We start from the raw sequence: 18,260 nt of genomic DNA, 5'->3' as shown, positions 1-18,260 counted from the left end.
TTGTGGGCTGCGGCCTGCTAGAATCGCGTCCTTTTTCAAGACACTCATTGAATCCCTATGCGTGATCCAGCCCCTTCTGACACACAAAAGAAGCGCGTCATTGTCGGCATGTCCGGCGGCGTGGACTCTTCCGTTTCCGCCCTCCTGCTGATCGAGCAGGGTTATGAGGTGGAAGGCCTGTTCATGAAGAACTGGGAAGAAGACGATGGAACGGAATACTGCACCGCCATGGACGACCTGGCGGACGCCCAGGCCGTGTGCGACAAAATTGGCATCAAGCTGCACACCGCCAACTTCGCCGCCGAGTACTGGGACAACGTCTTCGAGCACTTCCTGGCCGAATACAAGGCCGGTCGCACGCCGAACCCGGACATCCTGTGCAACCGCGAGATCAAGTTCAAGGCGTTCCTCGACTACGCCATGGTGCTCGGCGCCGACCTGATCGCCACCGGCCACTACGTGCGCCGCCGCGACATCGACGGCCGTACCGAACTGCTCAAGGGCCTGGACCCGAACAAGGACCAGAGCTACTTCCTGCACGCCGTCGGCGGCGAACAGATCGCCAAGACCCTGTTCCCGGTCGGCGAGCTGGAAAAACCGCAAGTGCGGGCGATTGCGGAGAAATACGAACTCGCCACCGCGAAGAAAAAGGATTCCACCGGGATCTGCTTTATCGGCGAACGCCGCTTCAGCGACTTCCTCAAGCAGTACCTGCCGGCGCAGCCAGGCGAAATCAAAACCACCGAAGGTGAAGTCATCGGCCGCCACCACGGCTTGATGTACCACACCATCGGCCAGCGTCAGGGCCTGGGCATCGGCGGCTTGAAAGACGCCAGCGACGAGCCGTGGTACGTGCTGATCAAGGACCTGGAACACAACGAGCTGATCGTTGGCCAGGGCAATGACCACCCTTACCTGTTCTCCCGCGCCCTGCTCGCCTCGGACATCTATTGGGTCAACCCGATCGACCTGAGCGAGCCGCGCAAACTGACCGCCAAAGTGCGTTATCGCCAGAGCGACCAGTCGTGCACGCTGGAGAAAACCGCCACCGGCTACCGCGCGACCTTCGATGAGCCGCAACGCGCGGTCACCCCCGGTCAGTCCGTGGTGTTCTACGACGGCGAAATCTGCCTCGGCGGCGGCGTGATTGAAGTGGCAGAACCGTGGACCAGCAAAGGCACCCTTCAAGGCGAGCAGCAATGAGCCCCACTCAGGAGCAACTGACGGCGCTGGGCGGCGTGTTTCTCGCCGCCGTCCTTGTCGACAAGATCGCCAAGACCGGCCAGACCAGCGAAGCCGGTCTGACGTGCATGCTTGGCAGCCTGCTGATTCGCGACCCCAAGGACACGCTGGAAGTCTACGGCGGCGACGACATCAATCTGCGCGAAGGTTATCGCGCGCTGATCGGCGCCCTTGAACGCGACCCGAGCACCCTGCAGCGCGAACCGCTGCGCTACGCCCTGGCAATGCTCGGGCTGGAGCGTCAACTGGCCAAGCGCGGCGACATGCTCGACGTGATCGGCAAACGCCTGCCGCAGATTCAATCCCAGGTCGAACACTTCGGCCCGGCGCACGAAAATGTGATCGCCGCTTGCGGCGCGCTGTACCAGGACACCCTGAGCACCTTGCGCCAACGGATTCAGGTTCACGGCGACATGCGCAACCTGCAGCAGCCGAGCAACGCTTCGAAGATCCGCGCGCTGTTGCTGGCCGGGATTCGTTCCGCGCGCCTGTGGCGGCAGTTGGGCGGTCATCGCTGGCAGTTGGTCGTCAGCCGCCGCAAATTGCTGAAAGAGCTTTACCCGCTGATGCGCAGCAGCTGAACCGCGCCAGCAACACCGTTTTGTAGTCAGTAACGCGTAATACGCTGGTCAGTTGGCAACGGACCGGCGGATTTTTTCATGTATGATACGCGCCCCATTTCGTTGCCCGACTGTCCGAGAACACCCCATGCAGCTTTCTTCGCTCACTGCGGTTTCCCCTGTTGACGGCCGCTACGCCGGCAAAACCCAGGCCCTGCGCCCAATTTTCAGCGAATACGGCCTGATCCGTGCTCGCGTGCTGGTTGAAGTGCGCTGGCTCCAGCGCCTCGCCGCTCACCCTGCCATCAGCGAAGTGCCGGCGTTTTCCGCCGAAGCCAACGCTGTGCTGAACACCCTGGCGGAAAACTTCTCTCTGGAGCACGCCGAGCGTGTCAAAGAGATCGAGCGCACCACCAACCACGACGTCAAAGCCATCGAATACCTGCTCAAAGAGCAAGCGGCCAAGCTGCCGGAGCTGGCGGCTGTCAGCGAATTCATCCACTTTGCCTGCACCAGCGAGGACATCAACAACCTGTCCCACGCCCTGATGCTGCGCGAAGGCCGTGATGACGTCATGCTGCCGCTGATGCGTCAGACTGCCGAAGCCATCCGCGAACTGGCCATCCGTTTCGCTGACGTGCCGATGCTGTCGCGCACCCACGGTCAACCGGCCTCGCCGACCACCCTGGGCAAAGAACTGGCAAACGTGGTTTACCGTCTGGAGCGTCAGATCGCTCAAGTCGCTGCCGTTCCGCTGCTGGGCAAGATCAACGGCGCTGTCGGCAACTACAACGCTCACCTGTCGGCCTACCCTGAGATCGACTGGGAAGCCAACGCCCGCGCCTTCATCGAAGACGAGCTGGGCCTGGGCTTCAACCCGTACACCACGCAGATCGAACCGCACGACTACATCGCCGAGCTGTTCGACGCGATCGCGCGTTTCAACACCATCCTGATCGACTTCGACCGCGACATCTGGGGCTACATCTCCCTGGGTTATTTCAAACAGCGCACCATCGCTGGCGAAATCGGTTCGTCGACCATGCCGCACAAGGTCAACCCGATCGACTTCGAAAACTCCGAAGGCAACCTGGGCATCGCCAACGCACTGTTCCAGCACCTGGCGAGCAAACTGCCGATCTCCCGCTGGCAGCGCGACCTGACCGACTCCACCGTACTGCGCAACCTCGGTGTCGGCTTCGCCCACAGCGTGATCGCATACGAAGCCAGCCTCAAAGGCATCAGCAAACTGGAGCTCAACGCGCAGAAAATCGCTGCTGACCTCGATGCTTGCTGGGAAGTCCTGGCCGAGCCGATCCAGACCGTGATGCGTCGCTACAACATCGAAAACCCGTACGAGAAGCTGAAAGAGTTGACCCGTGGCAAGGGCATCAGCCCTGAAGCGCTGCAAACTTTCATCGACGGGCTGGACATGCCTGCCGCCGCCAAGGCCGAGCTGAAACTGCTCACCCCGGCGAACTACATCGGCAACGCTGTAGAGCAAGCCAAGCGCATCTGATCGACCGCTTTACCCGTTTGAGACGCCCGGCAGCGCCGGGCGTTTTTATTCCCGTCTGAAAAGTGCTTTTTTTCAATAGGTTACACATGAATCCTGACATTCCTCTTCAACTTCTGGGCGGCATCACGGCGCGCGAATTCCTGCGTGACTACTGGCAGAAAAAACCCCTGCTGATCCGTCAGGCGATCCCTGATTTCGAAAGCCCGATCGACGCCGACGAACTGGCCGGCCTGGCGCTGGAAGAAGAAGTTGAATCGCGCCTGATCATCGAGCACGGCGAGCGCCCTTGGGAATTGCGCCGCGGCCCGTTCGCCGAAGACGAATTCAGCAAGCTGCCGGAAACCGAATGGACCCTGCTGGTACAAGCGGTTGACCAGTTCGTGCCGGAAGTCAGCGAACTGCTGGAACAGTTCCGCTTCCTGCCGAGCTGGCGCATCGACGACGTAATGATCAGCTTCGCTGCGCCGGGTGGCAGCGTCGGTCCGCACTTCGACAACTACGATGTGTTCCTGCTGCAAGGCCACGGCAAGCGCAACTGGAAAATCGGCCAGATGTGCAACTCCGAAAGCCCGATGCTGCAACACGCGGACCTGCGCATCCTCGCTGAATTCGAAGCCACTGATGAATGGGTTCTGGAACCGGGCGACATGCTCTACCTGCCGCCGCGTCTGGCTCACTGCGGCGTGGCCGTCGATGACTGCCTGACCTACTCCGTAGGTTTCCGCGCACCGAGCGCCGCTGAAGTGTTGACCCACTTCACCGACTTCCTCAGCCAGTTCCTGACTGACGAAGAGCGTTACACCGACGCCGACGCCCTGCCTGCGGTTGATCCGCATCAGATCCAGCACGACGCCCTCGATCGCCTGAAAGCCCTGCTGGCCGAGCACATGAGCGACGAACGCCTGCTGCTGACCTGGTTCGGCCAGTTCATGACCGAACCACGCTACCCGGAACTGGTGGTCGGCCCTGAAGAAATCGAAGAAGACGACCTGCTTGCCAGCCTGGAGCAAGGCGCCGTACTGATCCGCAACCCGAGCGCCCGTATGGCCTGGTCCGAAGTCGATGACGACCTGCTGCTGTTCGCCAGCGGTCAGAGCCGTTATTTGCCCGGCAAACTGCGCGACCTGCTGAAGTTGATCTGTGCCGCCGATGCGCTGCACATCGACAACCTCGGCGAATGGCTGAGCGACGAAGACGGTCGCGGCTTGATTTGCGAACTGATCAAGCAAGGAAGCCTGGGGTTTGCCGATGAATAAAATTCACGTACGTGTCGCAGACTGGCAGAAGGATAACGCCGAGATCCGGCGCATTCGTGAGACGGTGTTCATCGCCGAGCAATCCGTTCCGCCCGAGCTGGAATGGGATGCAGATGACGCAACAGCGGTGCATTTTCTGGCCTTTGAAGGTGACTTTCCTATTGGCACCGCGCGCCTGCTGCCCGATGGGCATGTTGGCCGGGTTTCGGTGCTGAAAGACTGGCGCGGCTTGAAGGTTGGCGATGCGCTGATGCAAGCGGTGATCGGCGAAGCCGAGAAGCGCGGGCTGAAGCAGCAGATGCTGAGCGCGCAGGTGCAGGCGACGGCGTTCTATGAGCGCCTGGGCTTCAGCCTGGTCAGCGAGGAGTTCCTGGAAGCCGGGATTCCGCATGTGGACATGGTGCGGCACTCGGCCTGATACCGAGGTGCCCCCATCGCGAGCAGGCTCACTCCTACAAGGATTACGCTAGACCTGTGGGAGTGAGCCTGCTCGCGATGAGGCCCCGAAGAACACCACAAAACGCCCCGCCATTTTCGGATGCCGGGGCGTTTTGCTGTCTACGATTCAACTTGCCCCACGCCAGGCCGACAAACTGGCAAACTCAAGACCTGTAGGAGCGAGCTTGCTCGCGATGGTCGTGAGAGCGCCGCGGGGTATCAGGCTTCCAGCGTCATCGTTGACGACCATCGCCAGCAAGCTGGCTCCTACACACAAACTTCAAGGCCGGAGATAACGGATATGTCCCTACGCACCCTGCTCACCACGCTGCTGCTGACCTGCAGTTTTTCGGTCATGGCAGCCACCGAGATCGTGCCGTTGAACTACCACACCAGCGCCGACATGCTGCCGATGGCGCAGGATTTTATCGGCAAGGACGGCCAGGTCAGCGCCTACGGCAACCAGCTGATCGTCAATGCCGATCAACGCAAGATCGACGAACTTAAAGCGCTTATCGCCCAACTCGACACTCAGCCCAAGCGCCTGCTGATCACCGTCGACACCAACGAAAACAACTTCCAGGGCGATCAGGGTTACTCGGTGAACGGCGCCAAACCCAGCCAGACCCGAATCATCAATCGCAGCACCGAAAGCCGTGATGGCGGCGTTCAGCAAGTCCAGGCCAGCGAAGGCGCACCGGCGCTGATCCAGGTCGGTCAGAGCGTGCCACTTACCAGCACGCAGATCGATTCGTATGGCGACCCTCGCAGCCAGACCGAATACCGCAACGTCACCCAGGGTTTCTATGTCACCGCCAGCGTCACCGGCGACATCGTTCACCTGTCGATCAGTACCAACCGTGACCGCATGAGCCAGGAACGTCCCGATGTAGTGAACGTGCAAAGCACCGACACAACCGTCACCGGCCGCCTCGGCGAATGGATCACCCTCGCCGGCGTGAATCGCCAGACCCAGGCCGACAAACAGGGCATGACCCGCAGCTACTCGACTCAGGGCCGGGATGACATGACCCTGCGGGTGAAAGTCGATACTTTGGACTAAACCACCAAAAACTGACTGATTAGTCGTATTAGACCAAAGATGTAGTGCTCGAAAAAAAGCACTACAAAACGTTTGACGAGCCAAAAAAGCGAAGGCATGATGGCCTCGCTCCCGCTAATCAGGGGCCCTGGCAAGGGCCTTCGAGGCGATGCTCGCACCTACCCCGCGAGCCGTTTCGTGTCTGTACCGCCCACAAGGTGTGTTTGACGAGGTTGCCGACTGGAACGAAGTTGTCCCGAGGGACGGAAGCGTATTTAGGTAACCCGGCATCACACTGAAGTTCGTATAAAGGCCCACGACGCCCGAATGCGCTCGCCAGTCCGCCCTTACCTGCTCACTTCCCCTCGAGCCCATCGTTCATCCCGTCGCCAACCCCGCCGAATTCGACTTGACCGCCTAAGCTTCTGGTCTGCGAGCGCATGAATTTTCCACCGCAGAACAACTTTCCGTAAAAGACGCGACGAGGTTTATCTCCATGGCACTGACACGCGAACAGCAAATTGCAGCCCTCGAAAAAGACTGGGCTGAAAACCCACGCTGGAAAGGCGTGACACGCGCTTACTCCGCTGCTGACGTCGTCCGCCTGCGTGGCTCGGTTCAACCTGAGCACACCTTTGCAAAACTCGGCGCCGAGAAGCTCTGGAACCTGGTCACCCAGGGCGCCAAGCCGTCCTTCCGTCCTGAGAAAGATTTCGTCAACTGCATGGGCGCCCTGACCGGCGGCCAGGCTGTACAACAAGTCAAAGCCGGCATCCAGGCGATCTACCTGTCGGGCTGGCAGGTTGCTGCGGACAACAACTCCGCCGAATCGATGTACCCGGACCAGTCGCTGTACCCGGTGGACTCGGTTCCAACCGTGGTCAAGCGCATCAACAACTCGTTCCGTCGCGCTGACCAGATCCAGTGGAAAGCCGGCAAGGGCCCGGGCGACGAAGGTTACATCGACTACTTCGCACCAATCGTGGCTGACGCCGAAGCCGGTTTCGGCGGCGTACTGAACGCTTACGAGCTGATGAAGAGCATGATCGAAGCAGGCGCCGCCGGCGTTCACTTCGAAGACCAACTGGCTTCCGTGAAAAAATGCGGCCACATGGGCGGCAAGGTACTGGTTCCTACCCAGGAAGCCGTACAGAAGCTGACTGCTGCCCGTCTGGCGGCTGACGTTGCCGGTACTCCGACCATCATCCTGGCACGTACCGACGCTAACGCGGCTGACCTGCTGACTTCCGACTGCGACCCGTACGACCAGCCATTCGTGACTGGCGAACGTACCCAGGAAGGCTTCTACAAAGTGCGCGCTGGCCTGGACCAGGCAATCGCTCGCGGCCTGGCTTACGCTCCGTACGCCGACCTGATCTGGTGCGAAACCGCCAAGCCGGACCTGGACGAAGCCCGTCGCTTCGCTGAAGCGATCAAGAAGGAATACCCGGACCAACTGCTGTCGTACAACTGCTCGCCTTCCTTCAACTGGAAGAAAAACCTGGACGACGCGACCATCGCCAAGTTCCAGCGCGAACTGTCCGCCATGGGCTACAAGCACCAGTTCATCACCCTGGCCGGCATTCACAACATGTGGCACAGCATGTTCAACCTGGCGCACGACTACGCCCGCAACGACATGACTGCCTACGTGAAGCTGCAAGAGCAGGAATTCGCCGACGCCGCCAAGGGTTACACCTTCGTGGCTCACCAGCAGGAAGTGGGCACCGGCTACTTCGACGACATGACCACCGTGATCCAGGGCGGCTCGTCGTCGGTTACCGCACTGACCGGTTCGACTGAAGAAGAACAGTTCCACTGATCTGCTTCGCCTGAACGAACGGCCGTTGCGGACCGAATAAAAAGCTAACCGCAACGCCGCACATCTGACGCCCCGACTGGTTCGGGGCGTTTTTTTTGCGCGCAATCCAACAAACACCGCAAAACCCTTGTAGGAGCGAGCCTGCTCGCGATGAGGCCGGCACATCCGGCAAAGATGCCACCTGACAGACCGCTATCGCGAGCAGGCTCACTCCTACAGGGGGACGGTGGTGATTCAGGAAAAATCCTTGATCCAGCGCAGTTTCACGATCAGAAAAACAGGGTAAAACGGTGCCGCCCGCTACTTGCAGTAACGCGCATATAAGACAACTTTCCACCCACCTACCCGTTAAACAGTTTGAAAACCGCCTCAAACAATATTGATTATCATTTAGCTCAAACTATGTTCGTTACATTCCCTACAAAACATAATTGATGAAAAGCCTGCTAATGCCCGCAACGCATGGGCTGCGGGACTTTGGAGGTGCGCTATGTCCTTATTCCTATAAATAATTTCGCTATAGGAATTTTACTTGCACGGTGTTGTGCCATAAAATCAGCGGGATTGATTGCTGCGACATATCGTCACTGCTTTGTTTCTTTTTCAAGCTCAGAGACCTTTGCTCTCTGTTAAGGATTACCAGCATGCCCGAAGCGACAGGACTCATGGCCCACAACTGGGGCTTTGCCATTTTCCTTCTGGGCGTTGTCGGCCTTTGCGCCTTCATGCTCGGCGTCTCCAGCCTCCTCGGGTCAAAAGCCTGGGGCCGCAGCAAAAACGAACCGTTCGAGTCCGGCATGCTACCTACAGGTGGCGCCCGCTTACGGCTCTCAGCCAAATTCTATCTGGTCGCGATGCTCTTCGTGATCTTCGATATCGAAGCCCTTTTTCTCTTTGCCTGGTCTGTGTCCGTCCGCGAAAGCGGCTGGACCGGATTCGTCGAAGCTCTCGTTTTCATAGCAATTCTGTTGGCAGGCCTTGTCTACCTATTCCGAGTGGGCGCCCTTGACTGGGCTCCGGAAGCTCGTCGTAAGCGGCAAGCGAAGCTGAAACAATGAGGCTTTGGCAATGCAATACAATCTCACCAGGATCGACCCCGATGCTCCTAACGAGCAGTATCCGATTGGCGAACGGGAAACCGTTTCCGATCCGTTAGAAGATCAAGTCCACAAAAACATCTTCATGGGCAAGCTCGAAGACGTGCTTAACGGCACGATCAACTGGGGGCGCAAGAACTCCCTGTGGCCGTATAACTTCGGCCTTTCGTGCTGCTACGTGGAAATGACCACCGCCTTCACGGCGCCCCACGACATCGCGCGCTTTGGCGCCGAGGTTATCCGGGCATCGCCGCGTCAGGCGGATTTCATGGTTATCGCCGGTACCTGCTTCATCAAGATGGCGCCGATCATTCAGCGTCTCTACGAGCAAATGCTCGAACCTAAATGGGTCATCTCCATGGGTTCGTGCGCCAACTCCGGTGGCATGTACGACATCTACTCAGTCGTTCAAGGGGTGGACAAGTTCCTGCCCGTGGACGTCTACGTGCCTGGCTGCCCGCCTCGTCCTGAAGCTTTTCTGCAAGGCTTGATGCTCTTGCAGGAGTCGATAGGACAGGAGCGTCGTCCGCTTTCCTGGGTCGTTGGCGATCAAGGCGTGTATCGCGCCGAGATGCCTTCCGAGAAGGACAAGCGCCGCGAACAGCGAATCGCAGTCACCAACCTGCGCAGCCCCGACGAAGTCTGATCCAGATCTGCTTCTTATATAGAACGAGACACTGGCTTCATTCTTTACGTTGACCGAAAGCGATAAATAACCATGACTACAGGCAGTGCTCTGTACATCCCGCCTTACAAGGCAGACGACCAGGATGTGGTCGTCGAACTGAATAACCGTTTTGGCCCCGAGGCGTTCACCGCCCAGCCTACCCGCACCGGCATGCCGGTGCTTTGGGTTGCCCGCGCCAAACTCGTCGAAGTGATGACCTTCCTGCGCAACCTGCCCAAGCCGTACGTCATGCTCTATGACCTGCACGGCGTGGACGAGCGTCTGCGCACCAAGCGTCAAGGGCTGCCAAGCGGCGCCGACTTCACCGTGTTCTATCACCTGATGTCGATCGAACGTAATAGTGACGTGATGATCAAGGTCGCCTTGTCCGAGAGCGACCTCAGCGTGCCGACCGTCACCGGGATCTGGCCGAACGCCAACTGGTACGAGCGTGAAGTGTGGGACATGTACGGCATCGACTTTGCCGGCCACCCGCACCTGACCCGCATCATGATGCCGCCGACCTGGGAAGGTCACCCGCTGCGCAAGGACTTCCCGGCCCGTGCCACCGAGTTCGACCCGTTCACCCTGAACCTGGCCAAGCAACAGCTTGAGGAAGAAGCCGCGCGCTTCAAGCCTGAAGACTGGGGCATGAAGCGTTCCGGTGCGAACGAGGACTACATGTTCCTCAACCTCGGTCCCAACCACCCTTCCGCGCACGGTGCGTTCCGCATCATCCTGCAGCTGGACGGTGAAGAGATCGTCGACTGCGTGCCTGACGTCGGCTACCACCACCGTGGTGCCGAGAAGATGGCCGAGCGTCAGTCCTGGCACAGCTTCATCCCGTACACCGACCGTATCGACTACCTCGGCGGCGTGATGAACAACCTGCCGTACGTGCTCTCGGTCGAGAAGCTGGCCGGCATCAAGGTACCCGAGAAGGTCGACGTCATCCGCATCATGATGGCCGAGTTCTTCCGGATCACCAGCCACCTGCTGTTCCTGGGTACCTACATCCAGGACGTCGGCGCCATGACCCCGGTGTTCTTCACCTTCACCGACCGCCAGAAGGCGTACACGGTGATCGAAGCCATTACCGGTTTCCGTCTGCACCCGGCCTGGTACCGCATCGGTGGCGTCGCGCACGACCTGCCGCGCGGCTGGGAAAAACTGGTGAAAGACTTCGTCGAGTGGATGCCAAAGCGTCTGGACGAATACCAGAAAGCCGCCCTGGACAACAGCATCCTGCGTGGCCGGACCATCGGCGTCGCTGCCTACAACACCAAAGAGGCCCTCGAATGGGGCGTCACCGGTGCAGGCCTGCGTTCGACCGGTTGCGACTTCGACCTGCGCAAAGCGCGTCCATACTCGGGCTACGAGAACTTCGAATTCGAAGTGCCGCTGGCCGCCAATGGCGATGCCTACGACCGCTGCATCGTGCGCGTCGAAGAAATGCGCCAGAGCATCAAGATCATCGACCAGTGCATGCGCAACATGCCGGAAGGCCCGTACAAGGCGGATCACCCGCTGACCACGCCGCCGCCGAAAGAGCGCACGCTGCAGCACATCGAGACCCTGATCACGCACTTCCTGCAAGTTTCGTGGGGCCCGGTCATGCCGGCCAACGAATCCTTCCAGATGATCGAAGCGACCAAGGGCATCAACAGTTATTACCTGACGAGCGATGGCGGCACCATGAGCTACCGCACCCGGATTCGCACCCCAAGCTTCCCGCACCTGCAGCAGATCCCTTCGGTGATCAAAGGCAGCATGGTCGCGGACTTGATTGCGTACCTGGGTAGTATCGATTTCGTTATGGCCGACGTGGACCGCTAAGCATGAACAGCACGCTTATCCAGACAGACCGTTTCACCTTGAGTGAAACCGAGCGCTCGGCCATCGAGCACGAGCTGCATCACTACGAAGACCCGCGCGCGGCGTCGATCGAAGCCCTGAAGATCGTCCAGAAGGAACGTGGCTGGGTGCCTGACGGCGCGCTCTACGCCATCGGCGAGATCCTCGGCATCCCGGCGAGCGACGTTGAAGGCGTGGCTACTTTCTATAGCCAGATCTTCCGTCAGCCAGTCGGTCGCCACATCATTCGCGTCTGCGACAGCATGGTCTGCTACATCGGCGGCCATGAATCGGTAGTCAGCGAAATCCAGAGCAAACTCGGCATCGGCCTAGGCCAGACCACCGCCGACGGTCGTTTCACCCTGCTGCCGGTCTGCTGCCTCGGCAACTGCGACAAGGCGCCGGCGTTGATGATCGACGACGACACTTTCGGTGATGTGCAGCCTGCCGGCGTTGCCAAATTGCTCGAGGGCTACGTATGACCCTGACTTCCTTCGGTCCTGCCAACCGCATCAAGCGTTCGGCCGAGACTCACCCGCTGACCTGGCGTCTGCGTGACGACGGCGAAGCTGTCTGGCTCGACGAGTACCAGGCCAAGAACGGTTACGCGGCTGCGCGCAAGGCCTTCGCCGACATGGCTCAGGACGACATCGTCCAGACCGTGAAAGACGCCGGCCTGAAAGGTCGCGGCGGTGCAGGCTTCCCCACGGGCGTGAAGTGGGGCCTGATGCCGAAAGACGAATCCATCAACATCCGCTACCTGCTGTGCAACGCGGATGAAATGGAGCCGAACACCTGGAAAGACCGCATGCTGATGGAGCAACTGCCCCATCTGCTGATCGAAGGCATGCTGATCAGTGCCCGCGCACTGAAAACCTACCGTGGCTACATCTTCCTGCGTGGCGAATACACCACCGCCGCCAAGCACCTCAACCGTGCCGTGGAAGAAGCCAAGGCAGCTGGCCTTTTGGGCAAGAACATCCTGGGCAGCGGCTTCGATTTCGAGCTGTTCGTCCACACCGGCGCCGGGCGTTACATCTGCGGTGAAGAAACCGCACTGATCAACTCCCTCGAAGGCCGCCGCGCCAACCCGCGCTCCAAGCCGCCCTTCCCTGCCGCCGTTGGCGTGTGGGGCAAGCCGACTTGCGTGAACAACGTTGAAACCCTGTGCAACGTCCCGGCGATCATTGCCGATGGCGTGGACTGGTACAAATCGTTGGCGCGCGAAGGCAGTGAAGACATGGGCACCAAGCTCATGGGTTTCTCCGGCAAGGTCAAGAACCCGGGCCTGTGGGAATTGCCATTCGGCGTCACCGGTCGCGAGTTGTTCGAAGACTACGCCGGCGGCATGCGCGACGGTTACAAGCTCAAGGCCTGGCAGCCAGGCGGCGCCGGTACCGGTTTCCTGTTGCCTGAACACCTGGACGCACAAATGTACGCCGGCGGCATCGCCAAAGTGGGCACCCGTATGGGTACCGGCTTGGCCATGGCGGTGGACGACAGCGTCAACATGGTTTCCCTGCTGCGCAACATGGAGCAGTTCTTCGCCCGCGAATCCTGTGGTTTCTGCACCCCTTGCCGCGATGGCTTGCCATGGAGCGTCAAGCTGCTGATGGCCATCGAGAACGGCGAAGGCCAGCCAGGAGACATCGAGACCCTGCTGGGTCTGGTCGGCTTCCTCGGCCCAGGCAAGACCTTCTGTGCTCACGCACCGGGCGCCGTGGAGCCGTTGGGCAGCGCAATCAAATACTTCCGCCATGAGTTCGAAGCCGGCATCGCGCCTACAAGCGCCGTCGTCCCGCCTCTGGCAAGGCCGATCGTAGTCGGCGCTTAACGCTTAAAAAAGGCGAACGGTCCGTGCCGTTCGCCTTCTCGTGTGATGACGCCTTGAACGGCTGTGTTGATTCACGCGAATAACAAGATTCCATTAGCCACGCCCGCTGACACCGGGCCAACGAAGAACTTTGAACCATGGCCACTATCCACGTAGACGGCAAAGAGCTCGAAGTCGATGGGGCAGACAACCTGTTACAGGCATGTCTGTCGCTAGGCCTCGATATCCCTTATTTCTGCTGGCACCCTGCCCTTGGCAGCGTTGGCGCTTGCCGCCAGTGCGCGGTCAAGCAATACACCGACGAGAACGACACCCGCGGTCGCATCGTCATGTCCTGCATGACCCCTGCCACCGACGGCACCTGGATCTCCATCGAAGATGAAGAGTCCAAGGCCTTCCGCGCCAGTGTTGTTGAATGGCTGATGACCAACCACCCGCACGACTGCCCGGTCTGCGAGGAAGGCGGGCACTGCCACCTGCAAGACATGACCGTGATGACCGGCCATAACGAGCGCCGTTATCGCTTCACCAAGCGTACCCACCAGAACCAGCAACTGGGCCCGTTCATTTCCCACGAAATGAACCGCTGCATCGCTTGCTACCGCTGCGTGCGCTTCTATAAGGATTACGCTGGCGGCACCGACCTTGGTGTGTTCGGCGCCCACGACAACGTGTACTTCGGTCGCGTTGAAGACGGCGTACTGGAAAGCGAATTCTCTGGCAACCTCACCGAGGTCTGCCCTACCGGTGTGTTCACCGACAAGACTCACTCCGAGCGCTACAACCGCAAGTGGGACATGCAGTTCTCGCCGAGCATCTGCCATGGCTGCTCCAGCGGTTGCAACATTTCCCCGGGCGAGCGTTACGGCGAACTGCGTCGGATCGAAAACCGCTTCAACGGTTCGGTCAACCAGTACTTCCTGTGCGACCGTGGCCGTTTCGGCTATGGCTACGTCAACCGCGAAGACCGCCCGCGTCAGCCTTTGCTGGCCAACGGCGCCAAGCTGAGCCTCGACGAAGCGCTGGACAAAGCCGCTGACCTGCTGCGCGGTCGCAACATCGTCGGCATCGGTTCGCCGCGTGCCAGCCTCGAAAGCAACTTCGCGTTGCGCGAATTGGTCGGCGCCGAGCACTTCTACTCCGGTATCGAAGCCGCCGAGCTGGAACGCATTCGTCTGGTCATGCAGGTGCTGAAAGACAGCCCGCTGCCGATCCCGAACATGCGCGACATCGAAGACCACGACGCCATCTTCGTCCTCGGCGAAGACCTGACCCAGACCGCCGCCCGTATGGCGCTGTCCCTGCGTCAATCGGTCAAGGGCAAGGCCGAAGACATGGCCGACGGCATGCGCGTTCAGCCTTGGCTCGACGCTGCGGTGAAGAACATCGGTCAGCACGAGCTGAACCCGCTGTTCATCGCCAGCCTGGCTGAAACCAAGCTCGACGACATCGCCGAAGAATGCGTTCACGCCGCTCCAGACGACCTGGCCCGCATCGGTTTCGCCGTGGCTCACGCCCTCGACGCCAGCGCCCCAGCGGTTGAAGGCCTCGACGCCGAAGCCCTCGAACTGGCCAAGCGCATTGCCGACGCCCTGCTCGCCGCCAAGCGTCCACTGATCATTGCCGGTACCTCGCTGGGTTCCAAAGCATTGATCGAAGCCGCCGCGAACATCGCCAAAGCCCTGAAGCTGCGCGAGAAGAACGGTTCCATCAGCCTGATCGTGCCAGAGGCCAACAGCCTCGGCCTGGCCATGCTCGGTGGTGAATCGGTCGACGCCGCGCTGCAAGCGGTGATCGATGGCAAGGCCGACGCCATCGTCGTGCTGGAAAACGATCTGTACACCCGTACCGACAAAGCCCGTGTCGATGCCGCCCTGACCGCCGCGAAAGTGGTGATCGTTGCCGACCACCAGAAAACCGCCACCAGCGATCGCGCGCACCTGGTTCTGCCAGCCGCCAGCTTCGCTGAAGGCGACGGTACGCTGGTCAGCCAGGAAGGCCGCGCCCAGCGCTTCTTCCAGGTCTTCGATCCGAAGTACATGGACGCGAGCATCCTGGTTCACGAAGGCTGGCGCTGGCTGCATGCCCTGCGCGCTACCTTGCTGAACCAGCCGATCGACTGGACCCAACTGGACCACGTCACCGCTGCCGTCGCTGCAAGCACGCCGCAACTGAACCGCATCGTCGATGCCGCACCGTCCGCCTCGTTCCGCATCAAGGGCATGAAGCTTGCCCGCGAACCGCTGCGTTACTCGGGTCGTACCGCCATGCGCGCTGACATCAACGTGCACGAACCGCGTACCCCGCAAGACAAGGACACCGCGTTCGCCTTCTCCATGGAAGGTTACTCGGGCTCGGCCGAACCGCGTCAGCAAGTGCCTTTCGCCTGGTCTCCGGGCTGGAACTCGCCGCAAGCCTGGAACAAGTTCCAGGACGAAGTCGGTGGTCACATCCGCGCTGGCGACCCGGGCACCCGCCTGATCGAAAGCACCGGTGACTCGCTGAACTGGTTCTCGGCTGTTCCGCGCGCCTTCAACCCGGCGCCGGGCACCTGGCAGGTCGTGCCGTTCTTCCACCTGCTCGGCAGCGAAGAGAACTCTTCGAAAGCCGCACCGGTTCAGGAACGCATCCCGGCCGCCTACGTCGCTTTGGCCAAGTCCGAAGCGGATCGCCTGGGTGTCAATGACGGTGCCCTGCTGAGCTTGAACGTGGCCGGCCAGACCCTGCGTCTGCCGCTGCGCATCAACGAAGAGCTGGGTGCTGGCCTGGTCGCATTGCCGGCCGGTATCGCGGGCATTCCGCCAGCGATCTTTGGCAAATCCGTTGACGGTCTGCAGGAGGCAGCTCAATGACCTGGTTCACGCCTGAAGTGATTGACGTGATCATCGCGGTCCTCAAGGCCATCGTGATTCTGCTCGCCGTGGTGGTGTGCGGCGCGCTGCTGAGCTGGGTCGAGCGTCGACTGCTCGCCCTCTGGCAGGACCGTTACGGTCCGAACCGCGTCGGCCCGTTCGGCGCGTTCCAGATCGCGGCCGACATGATCAAGATGTTCTTCAAGGAAGACTGGACCCCGCCGTTCGCCGACAAGATGATCTTCACCCTGGCACCGGTCGTGGCCATGAGCGCCCTGCTGATTGCCTTCGCGATCATCCCGATCACCCCGACCTGGGGCGTGGCGGACATCAACATCGGCATCCTGTTCTTCTTCGCCATGGCCGGTCTGTCGGTCTACGCGGTGTTGTTCGCTGGCTGGTCGAGTAACAACAAGTTCGCCCTGTTGGGCAGCTTGCGGGCCTCGGCACAGACCGTGTCGTACGAAGTGTTCATGGGCCTGTCGCTGATGGGCATCGTGATCCAGGTCGGCTCGTTCAACATGCGCGACATCGTTGAATATCAAGCGCAGAACCTGTGGTTCATCATTCCGCAGATCTTCGGTTTCCTGACCTTCTTCATCGCCGGCGTCGCCGTGACTCACCGTCACCCGTTCGACCAGCCGGAAGCGGAGCAGGAACTGGCTGACGGTTACCACATTGAATACGCCGGCATGAAATGGGGCATGTTCTTCGTCGGCGAGTACATCGGCATCGTGTTGATTTCGGCGCTGCTGGTGACCTTGTTCTTCGGTGGCTGGCACGGTCCGTTCAACATTCTGCCGCAGATCCCGTTCATCTGGTTTGCGCTGAAAACCGCGTTCTTCATCATGATCTTCATCCTGTTGCGCGCCTCGATTCCGCGCCCACGGTATGACCAAGTGATGGACTTCAGCTGGAAGTTCTGCCTGCCGCTGACCCTCGTCAACATGCTGGTGACCGCTGCGATCGTGTTGCTCAACACGCCCGCCGTCGCGGCTCAGTGAGGATAGAGAATCATGAAGTACATATTTGACATCGTGCATGGCTTCTTCACCCAGCTTCGCAGCCTGGTGATGATTTTCGGCCACGCCTTCCGCAAGCGCGACACGCTGCAGTACCCGGAAGAACCGGTCTACCTGCCGCCGCGCTACCGTGGCCGTATCGTCCTGACCCGCGACCCTGATGGCGAAGAGCGTTGTGTAGCCTGCAACCTGTGCGCCGTGGCGTGCCCGGTCGGGTGCATCTCGCTGCAGAAAGCTGAAACCGAAGACGGTCGCTGGTACCCGGACTTCTTCCGCATCAACTTCTCGCGCTGCATTTTCTGCGGCCTCTGCGAGGAAGCCTGCCCGACCACCGCGATCCAGCTGACACCGGATTTCGAGATGGCCGAGTTCAAACGTCAGGACCTGGTTTACGAGAAAGAAGATCTGCTGATCTCCGGCCCCGGCAAAAACCCTGATTACAACTTCTATCGTGTTGCAGGTATGGCGATTGCCGGGAAGCCGAAAGGCTCCGCGCAGAATGAAGCCGAACCGATCAACGTGAAGAGCTTGCTGCCTTAAGGAAGAAAGATGGAATTCGCTTTCTATTTCGCATCGGGTATCGCTGTGGTGTCCACGCTTCGCGTGATCACCCACACCAACCCTGTGCACGCCCTGCTCTACCTGATCATTTCGCTGATCGCCGTGGCCATGACGTTCTTCGCCCTCGGCGCACCGTTTGCCGGTGTTCTGGAAGTGATCGCCTACGCTGGCGCCATCATGGTGCTGTTCGTGTTCGTGGTGATGATGCTGAACCTGGGCCCGGCCTCGGTTCAGCAAGAGCGCGTCTGGCTCAAGCCCGGCATCTGGCTCGGCCCGGTGATTCTCGGCGCCCTGCTGCTGGCTGAACTGCTGTACGTGCTGTTCTCCCACCAGAGCGGCCAGGCCGTCGGCCACACCACCGTAGACGCCAAGGCCGTGGGCATCAGCCTGTTCGGTCCGTACCTGCTGGTGGTCGAACTCGCCTCGATGCTGCTGCTCGCCGCAGCCGTGACGGCGTTCCACTTGGGCCGTAACGAAGCCAAGGAGCAATGACG

At 60.3% G+C, this 18,260-nt stretch carries 16 protein-coding genes; all 16 read left to right on the top strand.

Annotated elements, in window-relative coordinates:
- The first annotated feature begins 57 nt into the window (after positions 1-57).
- The 16 genes from mnmA (at position 58) to nuoJ (ending at position 18,258) form a co-directional block, all read left to right on the top strand.
- Positions 58-1,203 carry a tRNA 2-thiouridine(34) synthase MnmA gene (gene mnmA / locus KGB24_RS10290; protein ID WP_008041236.1) on the top strand — a complete coding sequence of 382 codons (1,146 nt, stop codon included), beginning with the start codon at positions 58-60 and terminating at the stop codon, positions 1,201-1,203.
- Entirely contained in the window at positions 1,200-1,823 is a 624-nt protein-coding gene (hflD, locus tag KGB24_RS10285; protein ID WP_150631138.1) for a high frequency lysogenization protein HflD, read from the top strand. The genes mnmA and hflD overlap by 4 nt, the downstream gene beginning before the upstream one ends.
- Before the next feature lie 127 nt (positions 1,824-1,950).
- Positions 1,951-3,321 carry an adenylosuccinate lyase gene (gene purB / locus KGB24_RS10280; protein ID WP_008032719.1) on the top strand — a complete coding sequence of 457 codons (1,371 nt, stop codon included), beginning with the start codon at positions 1,951-1,953 and terminating at the stop codon, positions 3,319-3,321.
- Between the two features lie 86 nt (positions 3,322-3,407).
- Positions 3,408-4,577: a cupin domain-containing protein gene (locus tag KGB24_RS10275; RefSeq protein ID WP_008032721.1), complete on the top strand. Its 1,170-nt coding sequence runs from the start codon at positions 3,408-3,410 to the stop codon at positions 4,575-4,577.
- Positions 4,570-4,995, top strand: a complete 426-nt coding sequence (locus tag KGB24_RS10270) for a GNAT family N-acetyltransferase (RefSeq protein ID WP_017339601.1) — start codon at positions 4,570-4,572, stop codon at positions 4,993-4,995. The genes KGB24_RS10275 and KGB24_RS10270 overlap by 8 nt, the downstream gene beginning before the upstream one ends.
- Positions 4,996-5,316: 321 nt before the next feature.
- Positions 5,317-6,078 (top strand): secretin N-terminal domain-containing protein, encoded by a 762-nt coding sequence (locus KGB24_RS10265; RefSeq protein ID WP_223415105.1) that lies wholly within the window; start codon positions 5,317-5,319, stop codon positions 6,076-6,078.
- A 475-nt stretch (positions 6,079-6,553) separates the two neighbouring features.
- Positions 6,554-7,879, top strand: a complete 1,326-nt coding sequence (gene aceA / locus KGB24_RS10260; RefSeq protein ID WP_008032724.1) for an isocitrate lyase — start codon at positions 6,554-6,556, stop codon at positions 7,877-7,879.
- Between the two features lie 644 nt (positions 7,880-8,523).
- Positions 8,524-8,937, top strand: a complete 414-nt coding sequence (locus KGB24_RS10255; RefSeq protein WP_003223812.1) for an NADH-quinone oxidoreductase subunit A — start codon at positions 8,524-8,526, stop codon at positions 8,935-8,937.
- Positions 8,938-8,947: 10 nt separating this feature from the next.
- A complete protein-coding gene (locus KGB24_RS10250; protein ID WP_008032725.1) occupies positions 8,948-9,622 on the top strand; it encodes a NuoB/complex I 20 kDa subunit family protein in 675 nt (224 codons plus the stop codon).
- Positions 9,623-9,694: 72 nt separating this feature from the next.
- The gene (gene nuoC, locus KGB24_RS10245; RefSeq protein ID WP_008032726.1) at positions 9,695-11,479 is read left to right on the top strand and encodes an NADH-quinone oxidoreductase subunit C/D; all 1,785 of its coding nucleotides are present in this window, start codon (positions 9,695-9,697) and stop codon (positions 11,477-11,479) included.
- Positions 11,480-11,481: 2 nt separating this feature from the next.
- Complete coding sequence (gene nuoE / locus KGB24_RS10240) at positions 11,482-11,979, top strand: NADH-quinone oxidoreductase subunit NuoE (protein WP_008020715.1); 498 nt, start codon at positions 11,482-11,484, stop codon at positions 11,977-11,979.
- Entirely contained in the window at positions 11,976-13,331 is a 1,356-nt protein-coding gene (gene nuoF, locus KGB24_RS10235; RefSeq protein WP_223415104.1) for an NADH-quinone oxidoreductase subunit NuoF, read from the top strand. Before nuoE ends, nuoF begins: the two co-directional genes overlap by 4 nt.
- 137 nt (positions 13,332-13,468) lie before the next feature.
- Positions 13,469-16,183 carry an NADH-quinone oxidoreductase subunit NuoG gene (nuoG, locus tag KGB24_RS10230; protein ID WP_223415103.1) on the top strand — a complete coding sequence of 905 codons (2,715 nt, stop codon included), beginning with the start codon at positions 13,469-13,471 and terminating at the stop codon, positions 16,181-16,183.
- Complete coding sequence (gene nuoH / locus KGB24_RS10225; RefSeq protein WP_008032732.1) at positions 16,180-17,187, top strand: NADH-quinone oxidoreductase subunit NuoH; 1,008 nt, start codon at positions 16,180-16,182, stop codon at positions 17,185-17,187. The genes nuoG and nuoH overlap by 4 nt, the downstream gene beginning before the upstream one ends.
- Positions 17,188-17,199: 12 nt before the next feature.
- Entirely contained in the window at positions 17,200-17,745 is a 546-nt protein-coding gene (gene nuoI / locus KGB24_RS10220; RefSeq protein WP_008032736.1) for an NADH-quinone oxidoreductase subunit NuoI, read from the top strand.
- Positions 17,746-17,754: 9 nt separating this feature from the next.
- Complete coding sequence (nuoJ, locus tag KGB24_RS10215) at positions 17,755-18,258, top strand: NADH-quinone oxidoreductase subunit J (RefSeq protein ID WP_008032738.1); 504 nt, start codon at positions 17,755-17,757, stop codon at positions 18,256-18,258.
- Positions 18,259-18,260: the final 2 nt, after the last annotated feature.

Origin of the sequence: Pseudomonas sp. BF-RE-25 (assembly GCF_019956105.1) — a bacterium.
Classification (GTDB): Bacteria; Pseudomonadota; Gammaproteobacteria; order Pseudomonadales; family Pseudomonadaceae; genus Aquipseudomonas; species Aquipseudomonas migulae.
Note: the sequence above shows the minus strand (reverse complement) of the source record. Positions and strands in the feature narration are given on the sequence as shown.